This window comes from Nocardioides panacisoli (assembly GCF_039537325.1).
Taxonomy (GTDB): Bacteria; Actinomycetota; Actinomycetes; order Propionibacteriales; family Nocardioidaceae; genus Nocardioides; species Nocardioides panacisoli.
Genome location: NZ_BAABAH010000009.1, coordinates 25,089 through 44,708, shown reverse-complemented (window position 1 = coordinate 44,708; position 19,620 = coordinate 25,089). Strand labels below are relative to the sequence as shown.

Sequence of the window (19,620 nt, the reverse complement as noted above, 5' to 3'; positions counted from 1 at the left end):
CGTGTTGGAGATCGAGGAGGTCCCGGACCTCGTCAACCCGCTGGTGATCGCGGCCTTCGAGGGGTGGAACGACGCCGCCGAGGCCGCGTCCTCGGTCGTCGACCACCTGATGAAGGTGTGGAACGCGCGGGTCGTCGGCGCGATCGATCCCGAGGAGTTCTACGACTTCCAGGTCAACCGGCCCTCGGTCGGCCTCGACGAGCACGGGTTCCGCAAGCTGACCTGGCCCAGCACCCACGTCGCGGTCGCCTCTCCCCCGGACCTGGATCGCGACATCATCCTGATCCGCGGCATCGAGCCGAACATGCGGTGGCGGCAGTTCACGGCCGAGCTGCTGGCCGCGGTCGACGAGCTCGGCGGCGAGCTGGTCGTCACCCTCGGCGCCCTGCTGGCCGACACCCCGCACACCCGTCCCATCCCGGTCAGCGGTACGGCGACCGAGCCCGAGCTGATCGACCGGCTGAACCTGGAGCAGTCCACCTACGAGGGCCCGACCGGCATCGTCGGCGTGGTCCAGGACGCCTGCGTGAAGCTCGACGTGCCGGCCGTGTCCTACTGGGCCGCGGTGCCGCACTACGTCGCGCAGCCACCGTGCCCCAAGGCGACGCTCGCGCTGCTCGGCCAGGTCGAGGAGCTGCTCGAGGTGAGCATCCCGCTGGGCGACCTGCCCGAGGAGGCCCGCGCCTGGGAGCGCGGCGTCGACGAGCTGGCCGAGGAGGACGAGGACATCGCCGACTACGTGCGCTCCCTCGAGGAGGCGCGCGACACCACCGACCTTCCCGAGGCCTCCGGCGAGGCGATCGCCCGCGAGTTCGAGCGCTACCTCAAGCGCCGCGGCGAGGACGGATAGCGCCGAGTCGGCACAAGCTTGAGCCGACTCGGCGTCAGACGGACAGGCCGAGGGCCGCGTCGAGCGCCGCGAGCATGGTGACGGCCGCGTCCGGGTCGGAGTTGTCGGCGAGGTGCCCCTGGGCGCCGAGCGTCTGGTGCACCCAGAGGTCGACGGCGGCCGTGGCGCGCGGGGCGTCGAGATCGTCGGCAAGGGCCGCGAGGACCTCCTCGACGACGGGCCCGGCGGGCGCACCGGCGCCGAGCGACAGCGCCTTGCGCCACTCGCCGAGGTCGTCGACGGCCTGCCACAGCTCGTCGTCGGTCCACTCCCAGTCGGCGCGGTAGTGGTGGCGCAACAGCGCCAGCCGGATGGCCATCGGGTCGACGTCGCTGTTGCGCAGGGCCGAGACGAAGACCAGGTTGCCGCGGGACTTCGACATCTTCTCGCCGTCGTAGCCGACCATCCCCGCGTGCGAGTAGGTGCGGGCGAACGGCTGCCCGGAGACCACCTGGGCGTGGCCGGCGCACATCTCGTGGTGCGGGAAGACGAGGTCGCTGCCGCCGCCCTGGACGTCGAACGTCTCGCCGAGCTCGGACAGCGCGATGGCCGCGCACTCGATGTGCCAGCCGGGCCGCCCGGGACCGAAGGGGCTCTCCCACGAAGGCTCGCCCGGTCGCTCGCCCCGCCACACGACCGGGTCGAGCGGGTCCTTCTTGCCCTCCCGGTCCGGGTCGCCGCCGCGCTCGCCGAAGAGGCTGAGCATCGTGTCGCGGTCGTAGCCCGACTCGCTGCCGAACTCCGGGTCCGCTGAGACCGAGTAGTAGAGGTCGTCGTCGACGCGGTAGATCGCCCCGGCCTCCTGCAGCCTCTGGATCAGGTCGACGGCGAGCGGGATCGACTCGACCGCGCCGACGTAGGCGTCCGGCGGGAGCACCCGCAGCGCCTCCATGTCCTTGCGGAACAGCTCGGTCTCACGTTCGGCGAGCTCGGTCCAGTCGACGTGCACCTTCTCGGCACGCTCCAGCAGCGGGTCGTCGACGTCGGTGACGTTCTGGACGTACCGCACCTGGTGGCCGGCGTTGCGCCACGCCCGGTTCAGCAGGTCGAAGGCGACGTAGGTGTTCGCGTGCCCGAGATGGGTGGCGTCGTAGGGCGTGATGCCGCACACGTAGAGGCCCGCGGTCCCGCCGGCCACGGGCGTCTCGAGCGGCTCGCCGCTGGCGGTGTCGTGGACGCGGACGGCGGGGCCGGCGACGGACAGGGTCGGGACCTCCGGGGCGTTCCACGAGCGCATGCGGCGATGTTATCCGTGGCGGTCGTGCGTCCTAGAAAGGTGGCCAGGGGATCGCCGGCCAGCCGCGGCCCGGCTGTGGCAGCCTGCCGATCGCGAGCAGCCGCTCGCAGCGTCGCTCCAGGGCGGTCAGCTCGAGGTCCGTGAGGTGCTGCTCGAGGCGCTCGCCGAGACCGCCGCGCACCGCCGCGCGGACGTGGTCGACGACCTCGACCTCCTCGACGGTGAGCGGCTCGCCGGCCCAGCCCCACAGCACGGTCCGCAGCTTCCGCTCGTGGTGCAGCGTCACCCCGTGGTCGACCCCGAGGCGACGGCCGTCGGGCATGGCCAGCACGTGGCCGCCCTTGCGGTCCGCGTTGTTGAGGAGTACGTCGACGACGGCCAGCCGCCGCAGCGGCGCGCTGTCCTCGTGGACCAGGGTCACCTCGCGGTCGCGGTCGTCGTACCCGTCGAACACGGAGAGCCAGCCCGTGGGCACCCGGCCGGCGGGCACCAGGGTGACGGCGTCGTCGTCGGGGTCGACCTCCTGCCACTCCTGGAGCATGCCGGGCCCGTGCGGCCCGTCGCCGAGCCAGGTCCGCGGGACGAGGTCCCATCCGGTCGCCTCGGCGACCAGGTAGGAAGCGACCTCCCGGTCGGCCAGCGTCCCGTCCGGGAAGTCCCAGAGCGGCCGCTCCCCCGCGACCGGCTTGTAGACCACCTCGACGCCGTCGAGCTCGGCGAGGAAGGTGGCGTTGGACGCGGGCATGATCCGCCCGCGCAGCACCAGGTCGGCCATCGTCAGACGGGGTCGCGCCGGCGGAAGCCGTTGGCCCGGACGCAGAGGTGCCCGTCGGGGTCGACCGGCTGGCCGCAGAACGGGCAGCTCGGGCGCCCGGCCCCGATCACCCGGGTGGAGCGCTGCACGAAGGCGCGGGCCTTCGCGGCATCGAGCCGCACGACGAAGACCGCGGACGGCTCCGCCTCCTCGGGGACCTCCTCCTCGGCGTCGGCGATGCCGACCAGCTCCTCGCCCATGGGGAAGACCTCGATCACGACCCGCTCGGCCTGCGGGTCCCAGGACAGCGTCATCGTGCCTGCGCGGAACTCCTCCTCGATCGGCACGTCGAGGGGGTCGTCGTCCTCGAGGTCGAGCGGCGCGACGGCCGGCACCAGCCCGCGCGTCTCGGCGTCGTTCATCACCTCGTCGAGCAGCTCGTCGACGCGCTCGGCCAGGGCCGCGACCTGCTGCTTCTCGAGCGCGACCGTGACCAGGCGGGCACCCTCGCGCGCCTGGAGGAAGAACGTCCGCGCACCGGGCTCGCCGACGGTCCCGGCGACGAAGCGGTCGGGTGCGTCGAATCCGTGCACGATCGGCATGCCCTCAGCCTAGGCAGGAGCTCCAGAGCCGGCCCCGCCGCCCACGTCGGCGCCCCGGCGGCGGCGCGCCTTGGCCGCGGGCCGCTTCAGCCATGACAGGTCGCCGGCGGTGCTGTTGGTCGCGAGCACGTAGGGCCGGTCCGGCGTGAACTGCACGATCGACACCGACGCGGGGTCGACGTGCAGCCGCTGGAACAGGTCGAGGTGCATGCCGAGGGCGTCGGCGAGCACGGACTTGATGATGTCGCCGTGGCTGACGGCCACCCACACCGAGCCGGCGCCGTGCTCCGCCTCGATCGCGGCGTCGCGTCGTCGTACGGCGGACACGGCGCGCTGCTGCATGGTCACCATCGACTCGCCGCCCGGGAACACGGCGGCCGACGGCTGCCGCTGCACGGTCTGCCAGAGCTTCTCCTTGGCGAGCTCCCGGATCGGGCGGCCCTGCCACTCCCCGTAGTCGCACTCGGCGAGACCGCGGTCGGTGACCGTCCGCGCCGCGTCCGCACGCGCTGCCGCGATGGCGCGGGCGGTCTGGCGGCAGCGCTCCTGAGGGCTGGTGACCAGCGCGTCGATCGGGACGGCGGCGATCCGCTCGGCCACCCGGCGCGCCTGTTCCGCCCCGGTGTCGTCGAGGCGGACACCGGCGGTGCGCCCGGCGAGCACGCCGGAGGCGTTCGCGGTGGTGCGTCCGTGCCGCACGAGGATCACGGTGGCCATGGAGTGCGAGCGTAGCCACTACCGTGGCCCCGTGATCGTCGACAGTGCGGTTTACCGACACGGGGCGCGCGTCCCCGTGGACTGCCACCGGCACGACTACGCGGCGCTGAGGTCGGCGGCCTCGGAGCAGCACGACTTCGTCTGGGTGGGCCTCTACGAGCCGAGCCACATGGAGCTCGCCGACATCGCCGAGGCGTTCGACCTGCACCCGCTCGCCGTCGAGGACGCCGTCGTCGCGCACCAGCGCCCCAAGCTGGAGCAGTACGAGGGCAGCCTGTTCATGGCGATCAAGACGCTCTGGTACGTCGACGAGGACGACGCCGTCGAGACCGGCGAGATCAACATGTTCATCGGCGACGACTTCGTGATCACGGTGCGCCACGGCCGCGGGTCCCAGCTCAAGGACGCCCGCGCCGCGCTCGAGCAGCAGCAGAAGGTGCTCGACCACGGCCCGTCGGCGGTGGTCTACGCCGTGTGCGACACCGTCGTCGACAGCTACCTCGAGGTCGTCGACGAGCTGCAGACCGACGTCGACGAGGTCGAGACGTCGGTCTTCTCGCCCCGCCGCACCGACGACTCCACCCGGATCTACACGCTCAAGCGCGAGATCGCAGAGGTACGCCGAGCGGTGCTCCCGCTGCGCGAGCCGATCCGGCGGTTCTCCGGCGGCTCCGTGCCCGGGATCGAGGCCGAGTCGGCGCCGTTCTTCCGGGACGTCGGCGACCACCTCGCCCAGGCGGCCGAGATCGTCGACACCCTCGACGTCCTGCTCTCGACGGCGTTCGAGGCCCACCTCGCCCGGATCTCGGTCCAGCAGAACGAGGACATGCGCAAGATCTCGGCCGCGATCGGGCTCGCGGCCGTGCCGACCCTGATCGCCGGGGTCTACGGCATGAACTTCGAGCACATGCCCGAGCTGCACTGGCTGATGGGCTACCCGTTCGCGCTGGTGCTGATGATCGGCTCCTGCGCGGTCCTCTTCTGGTTCTTCAAGCGCTCCGGCTGGCTCTAGCTACGTGGCGCTCATCGCGCCACTGGCGAGCACGACGACCAGCGCGCCGCCGAGGACCAGCCGGTAGGGCACGAACGACACGATCGAGTGGCCGGCGACGAACTTCAGCAGCCAGGCCACGGCGACGTACGCCACCGCGAAGCTGACCAGCGTGCCGACGACGGTCTCGCCGACGCCGATGTTGCTGCCGACGACGTCCTTGAGCTCGTAGAGCCCGGCTGCCAGGAGGGCCGGGATCGACAGGTAGAAGCTGAGCTTCGTCGCGGCGACCCGGTCGAGACCGGTGAACAGCCCTACCGAGATGGTCGCCCCGGAACGTGAGACGCCGGGGACCAGCGCGATGCACTGGGCGACGCCGATGATGAGCGCGTCCCGGAGCCGGAGCTGCTTGAGGTCGCGGTCCTGCCGCGCCATCCGCTCGGCGGCGACCATCACGAGGCTCCAGGCGATCAGGGCACCCGCCACCCACCACAGCGACCGCAACGGCCCGGTGATGACGTCCTTGGCGAGGAACCCGACGATGCCGATGGGGATCGAGCCGACGATGACGTACCAGCCCATCCGGTGGTCCAGCGTGCCGCGGTACTCCGGCTTCGCCAGGCCGCGCAGCCATCCCCAGGCGATGTCGCGGATGTCCTTGGCGAAGTAGACGAGCACCGCGAAGATCGCGCCCATCTGGATCACGGCGGTGAAGGCGGTCACCGAGTCGCTGTCGATCGGCAGACCCAGGAGCTTCTCTGCGATGGTCAGGTGGCCGGTGCTGGAGACGGGGAGGAACTCGGTGAGCCCCTCCACGACTCCCAGCACGACGGAGTCGATGTAGTTCATCTGCTCGCTCTCGGTGGGGCGGACGCCGGGGAAACTGTAGAGGAGACGTGGGCGAGCCTGGGGTGGGGCTCGACGGCGGCCCCGCTAGATTTCACCGCATGCAGCAGCGGCACCTCGGCACCACGGGCCTCCGCGTGTCGAGGACCGGTCTGGGCACGATGACCTGGGGCCGCGACACCGACGAGCACGAGGCGCGCGACCAGCTGGTCGCCTACGTCGAGGCGGGCGGCACCCTGATCGACACGGCCGCCGGCTACACCGACGGCCGGTCCGAGGAGCTGATCGGCTCTCTGCTCGGAGACGTCGTCGGTCGCGACGACGTGGTGCTGGCGACCAAGGCGGGGATCTGGCGCCGGGGCGGCGAGCGGTACGCCGACACCTCGCGCGGCGCGCTGCTGCGCGGGCTGGACACCTCCCTGAAGCGGCTGGGCACCGACCACGTCGACCTGTGGCAGGTGCACATCTGGACCGACGAGACGCCGCTGGAGGAGACGCTCGGCGCCCTCGACCTCGCGGTGAGCTCGGGCCGGGCGACGTACGTCGGCATCTCGAACTACTCCGGCTGGCAGACCGCCCGCGCGGCCACCCACCAGGAGGCCGCGCCGGTCCGGGCCAGGATCGCCTCGACCCAGGTCGAGTACTCCCTGGTCAACCGTCGCGTCGAGCGCGAGGTGCTGCCCGCGTGCGCGGCGCTCGGCCTGGGCGTGCTGCCCTGGTCGCCGCTCGGGCGCGGCGTGCTGACGGGCAAGTACCGCGGGGGCACGCCGTCGGACTCCCGCGGCGCCTCCCCCGCCTTCGCCGGCTTCGTGGAGGCCTACCTGGACGACCCGAGCCGGAGCATCGTCGAGGCCGTGGTCCGCGCCGCGGACGGCCTGGACTGGACCCCCCTCGAGGTGGCGCTGGTCTGGGTGCGCGACCGCCCCGGCGTCACCGCGCCCATCCTCGGCGCGCGGACGGCCGCCCAGCTGAAGGCCGCCCTCGGGGCGGAGGACAAGGAGCTGCCGCCGGAGCTGCGCGATGCCCTCGACGACGTCTCGGAGTCCGCGACGTGAGCTGGCAGCCGGGCCGCAGCCCGATCGAGTGGCAGTTCGAGCGGGTGACCTTCGACCGCTCGTTCTCCCGCAACACCGTCACCAAGCTCCTCGTCGAGCGGGCCGAGCACGGCGGCTGGGAGCTGGACCGGGTCCAGATCGGTGCCGACGGCAGGCGACGCGTGGTGCTGCGCCGCAAGATCATCCGCGCGGTGCGGACCGCCTAGCCCTTCGCCGGACCCGCGACCTCGTCGAGGAACCGGTCCATGACCCGGGCGCCGAACCCGAGCGCGTCGACCGGCACCCGCTCGTCCACGCCGTGGAAGAGCGCGGTGAAGTCGAGGTCGTCGGGCAGCCGCAGCGGCGTGAAGCCGTAGCTGCGCATCCCCAGCTTGGTGAAGTGCTTCGCGTCCGTCCCGCCGCTCATCAGGTACGGCGCGACCAGCGCGTCCGGGTCCTCGGCGAGCAGGGAGCGGCCCATCGCGTCGACGAGATCTCCCTCGTAGGGCATCTCCCACGGGCGCTGGTTGCTGACGTAGTCGATCTCGATGCCCTCGCCGACGAGCTCGGCCAGCGTGGCGAAGAACTCGTCCTCGTAGCCGGGCAGGAAGCGGCCGTCGACGTACGCCGTCGCCTCGGTCGGGACGACGTTCACCTTGTACCCGGCGCTGAGCATGGTGGGGTTGGTCGTGTTGCGGATCACCGCTCCGAGCATCCGTGCCGCTCCCCCGAACTCCTCGACCAGCTGCTCCGCGTTCTCCGGGGTCGCCTCGGTGCCGGCGAGGTCGGCGACGGCCGCCAGCAGGGTGCGCATGGCGGGGGTGAGCCGCACCGGCCACTCGTGGGCGCCGATCCGCGCGACCGCCGCCGTGAGCCGGGACACCGCGTTGTCCGGGTTGATCATCGAGCCGTGGCCGGCCCGGCCGCGGGCGGTCAGACGCATCCACGCCATGCCCTTCTCGGCCGCCTCGATCAGGTAGAGCCGCCGCCCGCGCACGGTCGTCGAGAAGCCGCCGACCTCGCCGACCGCCTCGGTGCAGCCCTCGAGCTCCTCCGGGTGGTCACGGACGAGCACCTCGGCGCCGAGGTGGCCGCCGGCCTCCTCGTCGGCGGTGAAGCAGAGCACCACCGGCCGCTCGGGAGCACGGCCGGCGCGCTGCCGCGCGCGGACGACCGACAGCAGCATCGCGTCGAAGTCCTTCATGTCCACGGCCCCGCGCCCCCAGACGTAGCCGTCCTGGACCTCGCCGCTGAACGGGTGGACCTGCCAGTCCTCGGCAGCGGCCGGCACGACGTCGAGGTGCCCGTGCAGCAGCAGCGCGTCCGTGCGCGCTTCGCCGGTCGAGCCGGTCGACTCGCCGCCCCACCGCGCGACCACGCTCGCCCGCCCGGGCTCGCTCTCGAGGATGCGGGTCCCGATCCCGACCTCCTCCAGCAGCGAGGCCACGAGCTCGGCGGCCTTCCGCTCCCCCGGCCCGTCGTCGGAGCCGTAGTTGGAGGTGTCGATCCGGATCAGGTCTCGGCAGAGGTCGACCACCTCGGCCGCGGGGTCGTAGGCCATGCGGTCAGCATGACACGAGCAGGTCCGCGGCCTTCCGTGCGGCGAGGGCGCGCTCCTCGGCTGTCGCCCGCGGGTCGGACGCCAGTCGCAGGAGCGCTTCGGCGACCCGGCCGTTGCGCTGAGCCGAGCGCTCGGACCGGGCCGCCGACGTCGCGACGGTCGGAACTGCTCCAGGGGAGAGCGTTCCTCGCCACGCGACGTACGTCGCCGACCACTCCTCGCGCAGGCTGGCCTGCGGGATGCGGGGCGGTGCGGCAGTCATGTCCCTCCAACCGCCCGACCGCCGGCCCGGCTACTGGGACCTTGGTCCCGGAAGGGTCCCGGAATGGTCCCGAATTCGGTCTTTACCCTGCCTGTGACGTCTGTCCCAGAAATCGGCCGCCTGAGCGGGGACTGCAACCGGTTCCTGCGGCCCCGGTCACATCCGGCGCGCGCTGGACTTGAGGAGCACGGCTCGGCTCTGGCGCACTGGTGCTTGCTCGCGCTTGCAAATGCAAGCACCCGATCGAGCGGAACTGCACCCGAGTGAAGGACGATCATGCCCAACAAGCTGACCGTGCTCGCCGTGCCGTCCCTGGTGGGACTGGCGCTGGCCGGCGCGACCCTGACCCCGGCGTTCGCGGCCCCGTTGGCCGACGCGCCGGCACCCGCCGCCGCCGAGCGGATCCGTTTCCAGCACGGCGAGGTCCTGCACCCGGTCCCGGACGTACTGCCGGTGGACCACTACGAGCTCACCGGCCGGTTCGGCGACACCAGCGGGCTCTGGTCGACGGTCCACACCGGCCTGGACTTCGCGGCGCCGTACGGCACCGACATCCACTCGGTCACCTCGGGCACCGTGATCTCCTCGGCCTACGACGGCTCCTACGGCCTCAAGACCGTCGTCCGCGCACCCGACGGGACCGTGCTCTGGTACTGCCACCAGTCCGACGTCGACGTCTCACCCGGCCAGCACGTCGAGCCGGGCGACGTGATCGGCGCGATCGGGGACAGCGGCAACACGACCGGCCCGCACCTCCACCTCGAGGTGCACCCGCACGGCGGCGACGCCGTCGACCCGGAGGTCGCGCTCCGGCAGTGGGGGCTCCAGCCCTGATCAGCCGCAGCTGACCGGCTTGGGATCGCTCGCGTCGCGGGTGGCCTTCGGGTCCTCGCCCCCGCCGCAGTTGATCCGCCGGTCCGCCTGGCCGTCCTTGGCGACCAGCTGGTCCCACCAGCCCTGGCCGAGGAGCACGTCGGCTCCCCCGCCGCCGATGATCCGGTCGTTACCGGTGCCGCCGCACAGGTGGTCGTCGCCGCCGAGGCCCTTGATCACGTCGCCACCGGCGAGGCCGGCGATCACGTCCGGCCCGCTGGTGCCGACCAGGGTGTCGTCCCCGGACGTGCCGGTGATGGTCGCCGGCTGGCCGTCGCAGGTCGCGTTGCTCGGCTGCGAGAACGGCCGGTCCATCAGGAACGCCCAGATCCGTCCCTCCTGACCGTCGATGACGTGGCCGCCGTGGTCGACGAGGATCAGCTGGTAGTCGGCACACGACGGCCCGTTGCCGGTCAGGTCGTAGACCTTGGCCTGGTTCCCGGCGACGTCGTAGGTCTCCTTCAGCACGCCGTTGTTGGTGCCACCGACCTCGTTCGGGTCCCAGCAGCCGTTGTTCTGGGCCCACAGGTCCATCGGGAAGAAGACTCGCCAGTCGACGTCCCAGTCGACCGGGTCGTGGAAGGTCGCGGTGGGAGGCGGGCTCACCTGGGTGTCGTTGGTGCCGTGCAGGTGGATGATCCTGGCGCTGCTGTCGAAGCGCCCCGAGGCCGGATGGTCCAGGTCGCACTCCGGGTCCTGGTCCTGGCAGTACACCAGCCCCGCGTTGACCGCCACCGCGGCGATGCGGTCGCGCGTCGACGCGCGCTGCAGCAGGTAGTAGGGCATGAAGGCCCCGCGGGACGTGCCGCCGACGAAGACCTTCGAGCTGTCCACGGAGCCGCACGCGTCGACGGTGTCGATGATCTTGCTCAGGAACTGGGCGTCGTACGGCGTGCCCGGCACGTCACCGGCCATGTGGTTCCAGGTCCCGTCGGTGCCGTTGGGCGTGATGATCATCGCGCCGTCCGGGTCGGCGTACGGCCAGAAGCCCGGAGCCATCGCCGCACCCGTGCCACCGTCGCCGTGCAACCAGATGAGCACCGGGCGGCCCGCGGCCGGCGCGGCCGTCGACGGCACCCGCCAGTAGTACTTGTGCACGGCACCGTCGGTCGTCGTGATCTGCGACGAGCCGGTCGCCGGTCCCGTCCCGCAGACGTCGCCGGCGCGCGCGGCCGCTTCCGGCGCGGGGGACGCCGCGCTGAGGGCGGCGGCCCCCAGGATCACGGCGAGCAGGCCCGCCGCCGTGGTGCGACGGCGCTGCGCGCCAGGTCGATCGGACATCCGTGGTCCCCCTGGTCTCGGGTGCCCTCCCCGCGCGGGAAGCTAGCGCGCCCGGCGCCGGGCGCGCGCGAAGTTGCAGGAAGCCCGCGGCGGGATCGCTGGCAGCCCGGCCGCCCCCACTCAGCTCCGTTCGGTGGTCTCCCCCGCCGGCTCCACCGCGATCGCGAAGTCGTCGCCGTGCTCGGTGACACCCGCGATCACGGCCTGATGGACGGCCTCCTCGCCGTACCTCTGCCGGACCATCAGCGGGTCCTGGCGCAGGTCGCGCATCAGCGCGACCGCGAGGCCGATCATGATCACCACGAACGGCAGCGCCGCGACGATGGTGATCGTCTGGAGCCCGCTCAGGGCATCGGCTCCACCCGCGATCAGCATCACCGCGGCAACGGCGCCGGTCGCGACGCCCCAGAAGATCACGTTGAAGCGGGAGGGCGAGGTGGTGCCGCGCTCGGACAGGCTGCCCATCACGATCGACGCGGCGTCGGCGCCCGACACGAAGAAGATCGCGACCAGGAGCATCACCACGACGCTTGCCGCGGTGGCGAGCGGGTAGGCCTCCAGCGTGGTGAACAGCTGGCGCTCCAGGCCGCCGGCGCCCGCGATGTCGGTGCCGTTCTTCTGCAGGTCGATCGCGGTGCCGCCGAGGATGCAGAACCAGATCACGCTGACCAGGCTCGGCACCAGGAGCACGCCCGCCACGAACTGCCGGATGGTGCGCCCGCGGGAGATCCGCGCGATGAACATGCCGACGAACGGCGTCCAGGACAGCCACCACGCCCAGTAGAAGACCGTCCACCCGCTCAGCCACTCGTCGGTCGCCGAGCCCTCGGCGCCCGTGCGCGACGCCATCATCGCCAGGTCCTGGACGTAGCTGCCGACCGACGTCGGGACCAGGTTGAGGATGAACACGGTGGGGCCGACGACGAAGAGGAACGCCGCCAGCACGACGGCGAGGACCATGTTGATGTTCGACAGCCACTGGATGCCCTTGGCCACGCCGGACACCGCCGAGAGCACGAACGCGACGGTGAGGACCGCGATGATCACGACCAGCACGGCGTTGCCGATGTTGCCGATGCCGCCGACGATCTGCAGTCCGCTGCGGATCTGCAAGGCCCCGAGCCCGAGCGAGGTCGCCGAGCCGAAGAGCGTCGCGAAGATCGCGAACATGTCGATGACCTTGCCGCCCGGGCCGTCGGCGTGCCGGCCGAGCAGCGGTGTGAACGCGGCGGAGACCAGCTGCACCCGGCCCTTCCGATAGACGCCGTACGCGATCGCGAGACCGACGAGCGCGTAGATCGCCCAGGGGTGGATGGTCCAGTGGAACATCGTGGTGGCCATCGCGGTCTCGACGCTGCCCGCGTCGCCGGTTCCCGGCGGTGCTTCGGTGAAGTGCGTGATCGGCTCGCTGACGCCGTAGAACATCAGCCCGATCCCCATGCCGGCGCTGAACATCATCGCCACCCAGGAGACCGTGCCGAACTCAGGCTCCTCGTCGTCGCGCCCGAGCGGGATGGCGCCGTACCGGCTCAGGGCTAGCCAGATCACGAACACCACGAAGCCGCTCGCAGCGAGCACGAACAGCCAGCCCGTGTTGGTCATCACCCAGTCGAGCGCCGCCGTCGAGGCGTCGCCGAGCGACGACGTCCCCAGGGCGCCCCAGATCACGAACGCCACCGAGACGGCCGCGCTGACACCGAAGACGACCGGGTCCAGGCCCCGCCTCTCCTTGCCGGTCGGCGGCGGGGCGTCCAGCGCCGGGTGGGGTACGACGTCGGCGGCCGGCGTGGCCACGGCGCCTCTCGTGCGCTGCCTGGCGTTCTCGGAGCGGGTGGTCGGGCGGACTCGTTCTTGCGTCACTCTGGTTCCGTTCGTCGGTTCTCGGTCGACGCCCCCCAGGAGATCAACTCCATCCCCGTCGCGTCCAACCCGGTACCCACTCCGGAGCGTTTGTGTCGGAGGGTGTGTGTTGTCTTGGCCTCATGACCTCGGGGACCGGACCACGCGACGCGGCGGCGGTGCTGTCCGCCGCGGAGGCGGGTGTGGATGCGGTACGGCGCGAGGACGTCGCGGACCTGCGGCGGATGCTGGAGTGGGCCGATCTGCACTCCGAGGACCCGCGGATCCCGGGCATCCCGTTGCTGCCGGGTGATGACCACCTGATCACGATCGGCGGCGAAGGCACCCCGCAGGTCCAGGAGCTGTGCTGGACCGAGCTCGCGATCGCGCGCAGCTCCGGGGTGGTCAGCACTCGCAACATCGCCGCGGACGCGCTCGACCTGGCCTACCGGCTGCCGATGCTCTGGGAGGCGACCCAGGACCTGCGGCTCCCGACGTGGGTCGCGCAAGGAACAGGCGGGGCTGGTCGATGCCGCCGTCGCGGCGGCGGTCGACCAGGCACCCAACCGGATCCTCACCATCGCCGAGGCCAAGGTCATCGAGGCCGACTTGGAAGGCCACCAGGCCCGACTGGCCGAGGAGGCCGCGAAGGTCGGTGTGCGGCTCTCCCAGCCCAAGCCCGGAGACAGCGTCGACGACCTCGAGGGCGAGCCCGGCACCCGGCGGGTCACCCTCAAGCTGCCGGCCGGCACCGCACTCGACTTCGACGCGACCGTCGAGGAGATCGCCGACGCCCTCTTCGACCAGATCACCGCCGAGACCGGCGACTGCATCCACACCCGCGGCGAGCTGCAGGCCAAGGCCGTGGAGCTGTTGTCCAACCCGCACGCCGCGGCCGCGTTCCTCGACGAGGTCGACGAAGCCGCTCCCGCCTCTCCCGACCCGGAGTCGGACGACCACCCGACAGTGCTGCCCGCGCCGAAGAAGAAGCGCCCCGCCACCATCTACCTCCACCTCACCGACGCCGTGCTCGCCGCCCTCGTCCCGGGGGTTGCGCGGGTGGAGGGCATGGGCCCGATGCTGCTCGAACAGCTCCAGGAGCTGCTGAAGAACCGCGACATCACCCTCCAACCCGTCATCGACCTCAACGACGGCCACTCGGTCAACGGCTACGAGCACCCCACCCTCGTCAAGCACCGAGGCCTGCTGCGGATGCTCGGCGACGTGTTCCCGCACTCCACCAACCAGGCCCACCGCCGCCTCGACCACGACCACGCGACGCCCTACGACCCCGGCGGTCCGCCCGGGCAGACCGGCGACCACAACGACGCGCCGCTGACCCGGCACCACCACCGCGCCAAGACCCACGGGGGCTACCAGCTCCGCCAGCTCGGCCTCGGCACGTACCGCTGGGTCACCCCCCACGGCCTCGGCCGACTCGTCACCACCACCGGCACCCGCCGGTTCGAGCCGATCGAGGGACCCGGCTCGTCGGTCGGCGAGCTCTACTTCACCGAGCTGCTCGATCCCTCGCAGGCGGTCTGACCGCGGGGGCCGTCGCCCGAAAAGCATCGATCCCCGAGCCTCTGGCCTGCAGGAACTCGGGGATCTCCTGGTGTCCGAGGGGGGACTTGAACCCCCACGCCCTAATACGGGCACTAGCACCTCAAGCTAGCGCGTCTGCCAATTCCGCCACCCGGACGAGTGCGCGTGAACCTTAGCAAAGCAGGGGCCTGGATCCCTCATCGGGGCGGGCCGCCCCGAGGGCCCTGGCGCGGCGGAGCGGTCAGCGCCGGCTCGCCCACCCGGTGACCTCGACGCGCGTGGGCACCCACGGCTCGAAGCGCAGCCGCATCCCCGCCTCGATCGGTGTCCGGTTGCCCTTGCGCCCGTTGCAGCGGTGGCACGCGGCGACGGTGTTCAGCCACGTCCATCTGCCGCCTCTCGAGCGTGGGATCACGTGGTCGATGGTGTCGGCGTGACCGCCGCAATAGGCGCAGCGGTGAGCGTCGCGGCGCAGGACCGCGGTCCGGCCGTAGGCCGCCGGCCGGTACATCCACGTCGCCACCACATAACGAACGAGCCGCACCACCTTCGGCCAGGGGTGCGGCCCGATCGTCCGGTCGGCGTCGGCTTCATGCACCACCGCGACGCCGCGGAACAACATTCGCACGGCATGGGGGAACGACACGACGTCATGGGGTTCGTACGACGCGTTGAGCAGCACCACTGGGGCGTGCTGAGCCACGCGTCAAGGATGCCTCAGCGCGGCCCCTCCGTCGATACGCTGCCCGCCGTGGACCGCCTCCGACTTGCCTTCGTGCCCGGCGCGACCCCTGACAAGTGGGCCCGGGTCTGGCGGGAGCGGCACCCCGGCCTTCCCCTCGACCTCCTGCCCGTCGAGGAGGAGCGACAGCGCGCGGTCCTCGACGACGGTACGGCGGACCTGTGCATCGCGCGGCTGCCCGTGGAGCTGGAGCAGCCGGCGCCGCTCCACTGCGTGGTGCTGTACGACGAGCAGCCGGTCGTCGTCGCCGCGCGCGACCACCTCGTCGCGGCCGCCGACGAGGTCACCACCGCCGACCTCGACGACGAGCAGCTGGCGCTCCCCCACCCCTCCGGCTGGCGGCCGGCGGCCGACCAGCTCGACTTCCCCCCGATGACCGCCCGGGACGCCGTCGAGGTCGCTGCCGCGGGGACCGGCGTCGTCGTCCTGCCCATGTCGGTCGCCCGGTTGCATGCCCGCAAGGACGTCGTGCAGGTCCCGGTCACCGACCTCGAGCCCACCCGGGTGGCCCTGATCTGGCTCCGCGACGCGGACAGCCCGGTCCACCAGGACTTCGTCGGCGTGGTGCGCGGCCGACGCGCGGGAAGCGGCCGCGGGCTGGGCGGCCGCTGACGCGACGATCCCCGGCCCGGGAGTGCCCGGACCGGGGACCTGAGGTCACCGCGGATCAGTACGCGACGTAGTTCTCGCAGCCGTAGAACGTGTCGTTGGAGTCCCAGCCGCTGTAGGAGTCGTACTCGACGGTGTCGTAGCCGGGGCCGCAGTAGATGTAGTCGGCCTCGCCGTCGTTCCAGACGTAGACGGTGTCGTTGCCGCGAGCGGCGACCACGGTGTCGTAGCCCTCGTCGGGCTCGATGTAGTCGTAGCCCGCACCGCCGTGGACGTAGTCGTCGCCGTACCCGGCGAAGATCGAGTCCCGCTCGCCCTCGCCGTGGATCTCGTCCGCGCCGCCGTAGCCGTAGACCGTGTCGGCGCCGTGGTGGCTGTAGATGACGTCGCTGTAGTCGCTGCCGTAGAGGTAGTCGGGCCCGCCGGTGCCGTAGATGTTGACGGCGTTGGCGGCGCCAGCGAAGCCGAGGGTGACGGCGACGGCCGCGCCGGCGCCGGCCAGGCCGAGGGTGGAGATGCGCTTGATGTTCATGATGTGCTCCTTGCTCCTGGAGGGTGTCTGAGCCGGCTCACACCGGCTGAATGCCCTGTCTGATGCGGAGCAGCAGCAATCGGTTCTCGGCGTCGGGTAAAGACTTTCCGCCGGGTCACTCCTGGCTCTGGACCTCCGGGTCCACCACGTGGTGCACGAGCCACTCCCCCAGCGCCCGGGCGCTGTCGTCGACCAGGGAGGGCCAGTCGTGCGCCGACTCGTCCGCGTTGTCCGAGACGTGCTTGACCACCCGGACCGGGACCCCGAAGCTGCGGGCGACGTACACGACCGCGTAGCCCTCCATGTCCACGAGGTCGGCGCGCTCGGCAAGGCGGGCGCGCGTGCCGGGGTCGGTCACGAAGACGTCGCCGCTGGCGAGCACCACGCCGGTCGACCCGCTGCCGCAGTCGAGCCGCTCCTCGACGTCGTAGCCGAGCGCCCGGATCGCGTCCGCGCTGATGTCGTGGTTGAGCACGATCCCCGGCTCGAACAGCCCCTCGTGGTGGTCGTGCAGCGACCCCGCGGTGCCGATGTTGACGACCTCGAGCTCGGCGAGGTCGCCGTACGACGCCAACGTCCGGGCGAGCGCGGTGGCGGCGGCGGTCTTGCCCATGCCGGTGACCAGCACCGGCAGCCCTTCGGGGACGTACGCCGCCTCGGCCTCCGTGGCGGCCACGATCAGGTGCTCGGTCACGTCGCGAAATCTAGCGGCGCTGCGGCCGGGTGACCGGTGCCGGGCCGCGCCTCCTGCCGTGGAGGTCCACGAGCCAGGCGGCGAGGAGGGCCACCCCGAGCAGCCCTTCGGTCGCGTGCAGCGCCGCTCCGGCGGCGAACTCACCGAACTCCCGCACACCGTGCACGGCGAGCGCCGTCGCGAGCGAGGTCCCGGTGAGCACCGCGACCGGACCCCAGACGCGGCTGATCGCGGCCGCAGCGGTGCACATGCCGACCGCGATCATCGCGAGCCCGAGCTCCAACGCGGCGTCGGGCGCGAAGGACTCCCCGAGACCGCGCGCGACCCAGCGGCCGGCGAGGATGCTGCCGAGACCCTGGGTGACGAAGGCGGCGGCAAGAGCGATCGCCACGACGGCGACCCAGCGTGAGGGCCGCTCACCGGCCACGGTCGCGCGGCGGGCCGGTGCCGCGAGCGCCGCGTCGACGCGGGCGGTGAGGCGAGCGGAAGGCGTCGAACGGGTCGCCGACGCGAGCCAGAGCAGCACCGGGTCGGTCTCCGGATCCGCATCGCCCGCGAGGATCCGCGCGATCTCCCGCTCCAGGTCCAGCTCATCGCTCATCGGCCATCACCTCCCGCAGCCTGCCGACCGCACGGTGCAGCAGCATCCGCGCCGCACCGGAGGAGATCCCGAGCACCGCGCCGATCTGCTCCGAGGTCAGCTCGCTGCCGAACCGCAGGGCCACCACTTCCCGCTCCCGCGCCGAGAGCATCCCCAGCCGCCGCCTCACCTCGTCTCCGCCCACCGACCGCAGCGCGTCGCCTTCCGGGTCGTCGAGGGCCGCACCGTCGGGCACGACGTCCGTCGGCAGCTCGCGGCCCTGCTTCCGCCACCAGTCCACCACCGTGTGCCGCGCGATCCCGGTGACCCACCCGCCGACCGAACCGCGGTCGGCGTCGTAGGCGTCCCAGGAACGGAGCGCCTTCTCGAACACCATGCTCACCACGTCCTCCGCGTCGCGGTCAGAGGGCACGCGCAGGCGCACGTAGCGCCACACGGGCGTGACGTGCTCGCGGTAGACGTCCTCGAACCGCATCTCTCCCCTTGTTCGGCGCGGGCGCCAAGACTGTCACGCGACAGGACCGGATGGGACACTGCGCCAGTGAGGCTGCCCGACCCCGCGCTGGTCGTCCTCGTCGGCGCGTCCGGGTCCGGCAAGTCGACCTGGGCCGCCGGTCGGTACCTGCCCCACGAGGTCGTCTCCTCCGACGCGCTGCGCGCCGTCGTCGGCAGCGGCCGCTACGACCTCGACGCGTCGGCCGATGCCTTCGCCGTGCTCGAGCAGGTCATCGACGCGCGGCTGGGGCGCCGGCTGGCCACCGTCGTCGACACCCTGGGCATGGACGCGGCGCGGCGACAGCGCTGGCGTGACCTCGCGCGCGACGCCGGCCTGCCGGCCGTCGCGGTGGTGCTGGCGGCCGACGACGCGACCTGCCGCCGGCGCAACGCCGAGCGCGACGTGCCGGTCCCCGCCAAGGCGCTGGCCGGCCAGCTCGACCGGATGCGGACCGTCCCCGGCGAGCTCGCGGCCGAGGGCTGGGAGGTGGTCGTCGTCCCCGGCGACGAGGCGCCGCCCGCGACCGAGCCGAGCCGACCGGCCCAGCCCGCGCCGAACCCGCCGGCCGACGATCGGCGTACGTCGACCGGGGTCGAGGTGGTCCTGCAGGTGTCGCGGTTCCCGTGGGGCGAGGAGCCGGCGCGCTGGCTGGCCGAGGTGGCCGGCGCGGCCGACGCCCTCGGCTTCGCCGGGGTCGCTCTGATGGACCACCTGGTCCAGATCCCGCAGGTCGGCCGCGCGTGGGAGCCGATCCCCGAGCCCTACGTCACCCTCGGCCTGCTGGCCGGCCTCGACACCAGCCTGCGCCTCGGCACCCTGGTCACGCCGCTGACCCTGCGTCCCGCCGGCGTCGTGGCGAAGGCCGTCGCGACCCTGGACGCCCTCAGCGGCGGCCGCGCGTTCGTCGGCGTCGGGGCGGGCTGGTGGGAGCGCGAGCACGCCGGGTTCGGCGTCCCGTTCCCACCGGCGAAGGACCGTCTCGACCGCCTCGAGGACGGCATCGAGGTGATGCGCGCGCTCTGGGCGCCCGGCACCAAGGCGTGGTCCGGCTCGCGGGCGAGCCTCCCGGAGACGACGTGCTACCCGCGCCCCGCGGGGCCGGTGCCGGTGGTCGTCGGCGGCGCGGGCGAGCGGCGCACGCTGCGGATCGCGGCCCGGCTCGGCGACGCCTGCAACGTCCGCCCGGAGGACGTGGCGGCCAAGACCGCCGTGCTCCGGGCGCACTGCGCCGACGTCGGGCGCGACCCCGACGAGGTCGCGGTGACCGTGCTCGACGTGTCCGTCGTCGGCAGCGACCGCGCGGACGTGGCACGGCGCGTCGAGCGGCTCCGCGGCCGCACCGCGGCGACGGCGTACGCCGCCCGCCTGCACGCCGGGACGGCGATCGGCCAGCGCGAGCGGTATGCCGCGCTGGCCGATCTCGGTGTCAGCACCGTGTTCCTGTCCCTGCCCGACCTGGCCGGGGCGGACGACCTCGGACGGGTCGCGGCGCTCCTTGCCTGACGGGTGTGTTGG

At 72.4% G+C, this 19,620-nt stretch carries 22 protein-coding genes and 1 tRNA gene; 8 read left to right on the top strand and 15 right to left on the bottom strand.

What is annotated here, in order from left to right:
• Position 1: 1 nt before the first annotated feature.
• Positions 2 to 850 (top strand): PAC2 family protein, encoded by an 849-nt coding sequence (locus ABD709_RS13220; RefSeq protein WP_344776122.1) that lies wholly within the window; start codon positions 2 to 4, stop codon positions 848 to 850.
• A 34-nt stretch (positions 851 to 884) separates the two neighbouring features.
• Here the strand turns inward: ABD709_RS13220 and mshC are convergent, their stop codons facing one another.
• From mshC to ABD709_RS13200, 4 genes are read right to left on the bottom strand one after another with little or no spacing between them, the layout of a single operon-like run.
• Positions 885 to 2,126 carry a cysteine--1-D-myo-inosityl 2-amino-2-deoxy-alpha-D-glucopyranoside ligase gene (gene mshC / locus ABD709_RS13215; RefSeq protein ID WP_344776120.1) on the bottom strand — a complete coding sequence of 414 codons (1,242 nt, stop codon included), beginning with the start codon at positions 2,124 to 2,126 and terminating at the stop codon, positions 885 to 887.
• A gap of 31 nt (positions 2,127 to 2,157) precedes the next feature.
• A complete protein-coding gene (locus ABD709_RS13210; protein WP_344776118.1) occupies positions 2,158 to 2,901 on the bottom strand; it encodes an SCO1664 family protein in 744 nt (247 codons plus the stop codon).
• A 2-nt stretch (positions 2,902 to 2,903) separates the two neighbouring features.
• The gene (locus ABD709_RS13205; protein WP_344776116.1) at positions 2,904 to 3,482 is read right to left on the bottom strand and encodes a DUF3090 family protein; all 579 of its coding nucleotides are present in this window, start codon (positions 3,480 to 3,482) and stop codon (positions 2,904 to 2,906) included.
• A gap of 9 nt (positions 3,483 to 3,491) precedes the next feature.
• Positions 3,492 to 4,199 carry a histidine phosphatase family protein gene (locus ABD709_RS13200; RefSeq protein ID WP_344776114.1) on the bottom strand — a complete coding sequence of 236 codons (708 nt, stop codon included), beginning with the start codon at positions 4,197 to 4,199 and terminating at the stop codon, positions 3,492 to 3,494.
• Between the two features lie 31 nt (positions 4,200 to 4,230).
• On the opposite strand from ABD709_RS13200, the gene corA reads away from it, so the two are divergent.
• Positions 4,231 to 5,211 carry a magnesium/cobalt transporter CorA gene (gene corA / locus ABD709_RS13195; protein ID WP_344776112.1) on the top strand — a complete coding sequence of 327 codons (981 nt, stop codon included), beginning with the start codon at positions 4,231 to 4,233 and terminating at the stop codon, positions 5,209 to 5,211.
• Here corA and ABD709_RS13190 read toward each other — a convergent pair whose 3' ends face one another.
• Positions 5,212 to 6,039 (bottom strand): undecaprenyl-diphosphate phosphatase, encoded by an 828-nt coding sequence (locus tag ABD709_RS13190; RefSeq protein WP_344776110.1) that lies wholly within the window; start codon positions 6,037 to 6,039, stop codon positions 5,212 to 5,214.
• 98 nt (positions 6,040 to 6,137) lie between these two features.
• Between ABD709_RS13190 and ABD709_RS13185 the strand changes: the two genes are divergently transcribed.
• On the top strand, positions 6,138 to 7,091 hold the full coding sequence (locus tag ABD709_RS13185) for an aldo/keto reductase (protein WP_344776108.1): 954 nt from the start codon (positions 6,138 to 6,140) through the stop codon (positions 7,089 to 7,091).
• Positions 7,088 to 7,297: a DUF5703 family protein gene (locus ABD709_RS13180; RefSeq protein WP_344776106.1), complete on the top strand. Its 210-nt coding sequence runs from the start codon at positions 7,088 to 7,090 to the stop codon at positions 7,295 to 7,297. Before ABD709_RS13185 ends, ABD709_RS13180 begins: the two co-directional genes overlap by 4 nt.
• Here the strand turns inward: ABD709_RS13180 and ABD709_RS13175 are convergent.
• Together ABD709_RS13175 and ABD709_RS13170 are read right to left on the bottom strand one after the other, a co-directional pair.
• Positions 7,294 to 8,631 (bottom strand): M20/M25/M40 family metallo-hydrolase, encoded by a 1,338-nt coding sequence (locus ABD709_RS13175; protein ID WP_344776104.1) that lies wholly within the window; start codon positions 8,629 to 8,631, stop codon positions 7,294 to 7,296. The genes ABD709_RS13180 and ABD709_RS13175 overlap by 4 nt on opposite strands.
• Positions 8,632 to 8,635: 4 nt before the next feature.
• Positions 8,636 to 8,893 carry a hypothetical protein gene (locus ABD709_RS13170; RefSeq protein WP_344776102.1) on the bottom strand — a complete coding sequence of 86 codons (258 nt, stop codon included), beginning with the start codon at positions 8,891 to 8,893 and terminating at the stop codon, positions 8,636 to 8,638.
• Between the two features lie 276 nt (positions 8,894 to 9,169).
• Between ABD709_RS13170 and ABD709_RS13165 the strand changes: the two genes are divergently transcribed.
• A complete protein-coding gene (locus ABD709_RS13165; protein ID WP_344776101.1) occupies positions 9,170 to 9,727 on the top strand; it encodes a M23 family metallopeptidase in 558 nt (185 codons plus the stop codon).
• Here the strand turns inward: ABD709_RS13165 and ABD709_RS13160 are convergent, their stop codons facing one another.
• On the bottom strand, positions 9,728 to 11,047 hold the full coding sequence (locus tag ABD709_RS13160) for a hypothetical protein (RefSeq protein ID WP_344776099.1): 1,320 nt from the start codon (positions 11,045 to 11,047) through the stop codon (positions 9,728 to 9,730).
• Positions 11,048 to 11,167: 120 nt separating this feature from the next.
• Entirely contained in the window at positions 11,168 to 12,841 is a 1,674-nt protein-coding gene (locus tag ABD709_RS13155; protein WP_344776097.1) for a BCCT family transporter, read from the bottom strand.
• Positions 12,842 to 13,495: 654 nt separating this feature from the next.
• Between ABD709_RS13155 and ABD709_RS13150 the strand changes: the two genes are divergently transcribed.
• Positions 13,496 to 14,431 carry a hypothetical protein gene (locus ABD709_RS13150; protein WP_344776095.1) on the top strand — a complete coding sequence of 312 codons (936 nt, stop codon included), beginning with the start codon at positions 13,496 to 13,498 and terminating at the stop codon, positions 14,429 to 14,431.
• Between the two features lie 68 nt (positions 14,432 to 14,499).
• Here the strand turns inward: ABD709_RS13150 and ABD709_RS13145 are convergent.
• Positions 14,500 to 14,588 (bottom strand) — tRNA-Leu (locus tag ABD709_RS13145).
• An 84-nt stretch (positions 14,589 to 14,672) separates the two neighbouring features.
• Positions 14,673 to 15,134 carry an HNH endonuclease gene (locus tag ABD709_RS13140; protein ID WP_344776093.1) on the bottom strand — a complete coding sequence of 154 codons (462 nt, stop codon included), beginning with the start codon at positions 15,132 to 15,134 and terminating at the stop codon, positions 14,673 to 14,675.
• A 48-nt stretch (positions 15,135 to 15,182) separates the two neighbouring features.
• On the opposite strand from ABD709_RS13140, the gene ABD709_RS13135 reads away from it, so the two are divergent.
• Positions 15,183 to 15,785, top strand: coding sequence for a LysR substrate-binding domain-containing protein (locus ABD709_RS13135; protein ID WP_344776091.1), 603 nt, complete (start codon positions 15,183 to 15,185; stop codon positions 15,783 to 15,785).
• Positions 15,786 to 15,840: 55 nt separating this feature from the next.
• Here the strand turns inward: ABD709_RS13135 and ABD709_RS13130 are convergent, their stop codons facing one another.
• From ABD709_RS13130 to ABD709_RS13115, 4 genes are all read right to left on the bottom strand, one after another.
• Positions 15,841 to 16,314: a calcium-binding protein gene (locus ABD709_RS13130; RefSeq protein ID WP_344776089.1), complete on the bottom strand. Its 474-nt coding sequence runs from the start codon at positions 16,312 to 16,314 to the stop codon at positions 15,841 to 15,843.
• Between the two features lie 115 nt (positions 16,315 to 16,429).
• On the bottom strand, positions 16,430 to 17,008 hold the full coding sequence (locus ABD709_RS13125; RefSeq protein WP_344776087.1) for a nucleosidase: 579 nt from the start codon (positions 17,006 to 17,008) through the stop codon (positions 16,430 to 16,432).
• A gap of 10 nt (positions 17,009 to 17,018) precedes the next feature.
• A complete protein-coding gene (locus ABD709_RS13120) occupies positions 17,019 to 17,609 on the bottom strand; it encodes a hypothetical protein (RefSeq protein WP_344776085.1) in 591 nt (196 codons plus the stop codon).
• Positions 17,599 to 18,084: an RNA polymerase sigma factor gene (locus tag ABD709_RS13115; protein ID WP_344776083.1), complete on the bottom strand. Its 486-nt coding sequence runs from the start codon at positions 18,082 to 18,084 to the stop codon at positions 17,599 to 17,601. Before ABD709_RS13115 ends, ABD709_RS13120 begins: the two co-directional genes overlap by 11 nt.
• Before the next feature lie 66 nt (positions 18,085 to 18,150).
• Here ABD709_RS13115 and ABD709_RS13110 point away from each other — a divergent pair, with 66 nt between their 5' ends.
• The gene (locus tag ABD709_RS13110) at positions 18,151 to 19,608 is read left to right on the top strand and encodes an LLM class flavin-dependent oxidoreductase (RefSeq protein WP_344776082.1); all 1,458 of its coding nucleotides are present in this window, start codon (positions 18,151 to 18,153) and stop codon (positions 19,606 to 19,608) included.
• The last annotated feature ends 12 nt before the right edge of the window (positions 19,609 to 19,620 follow it).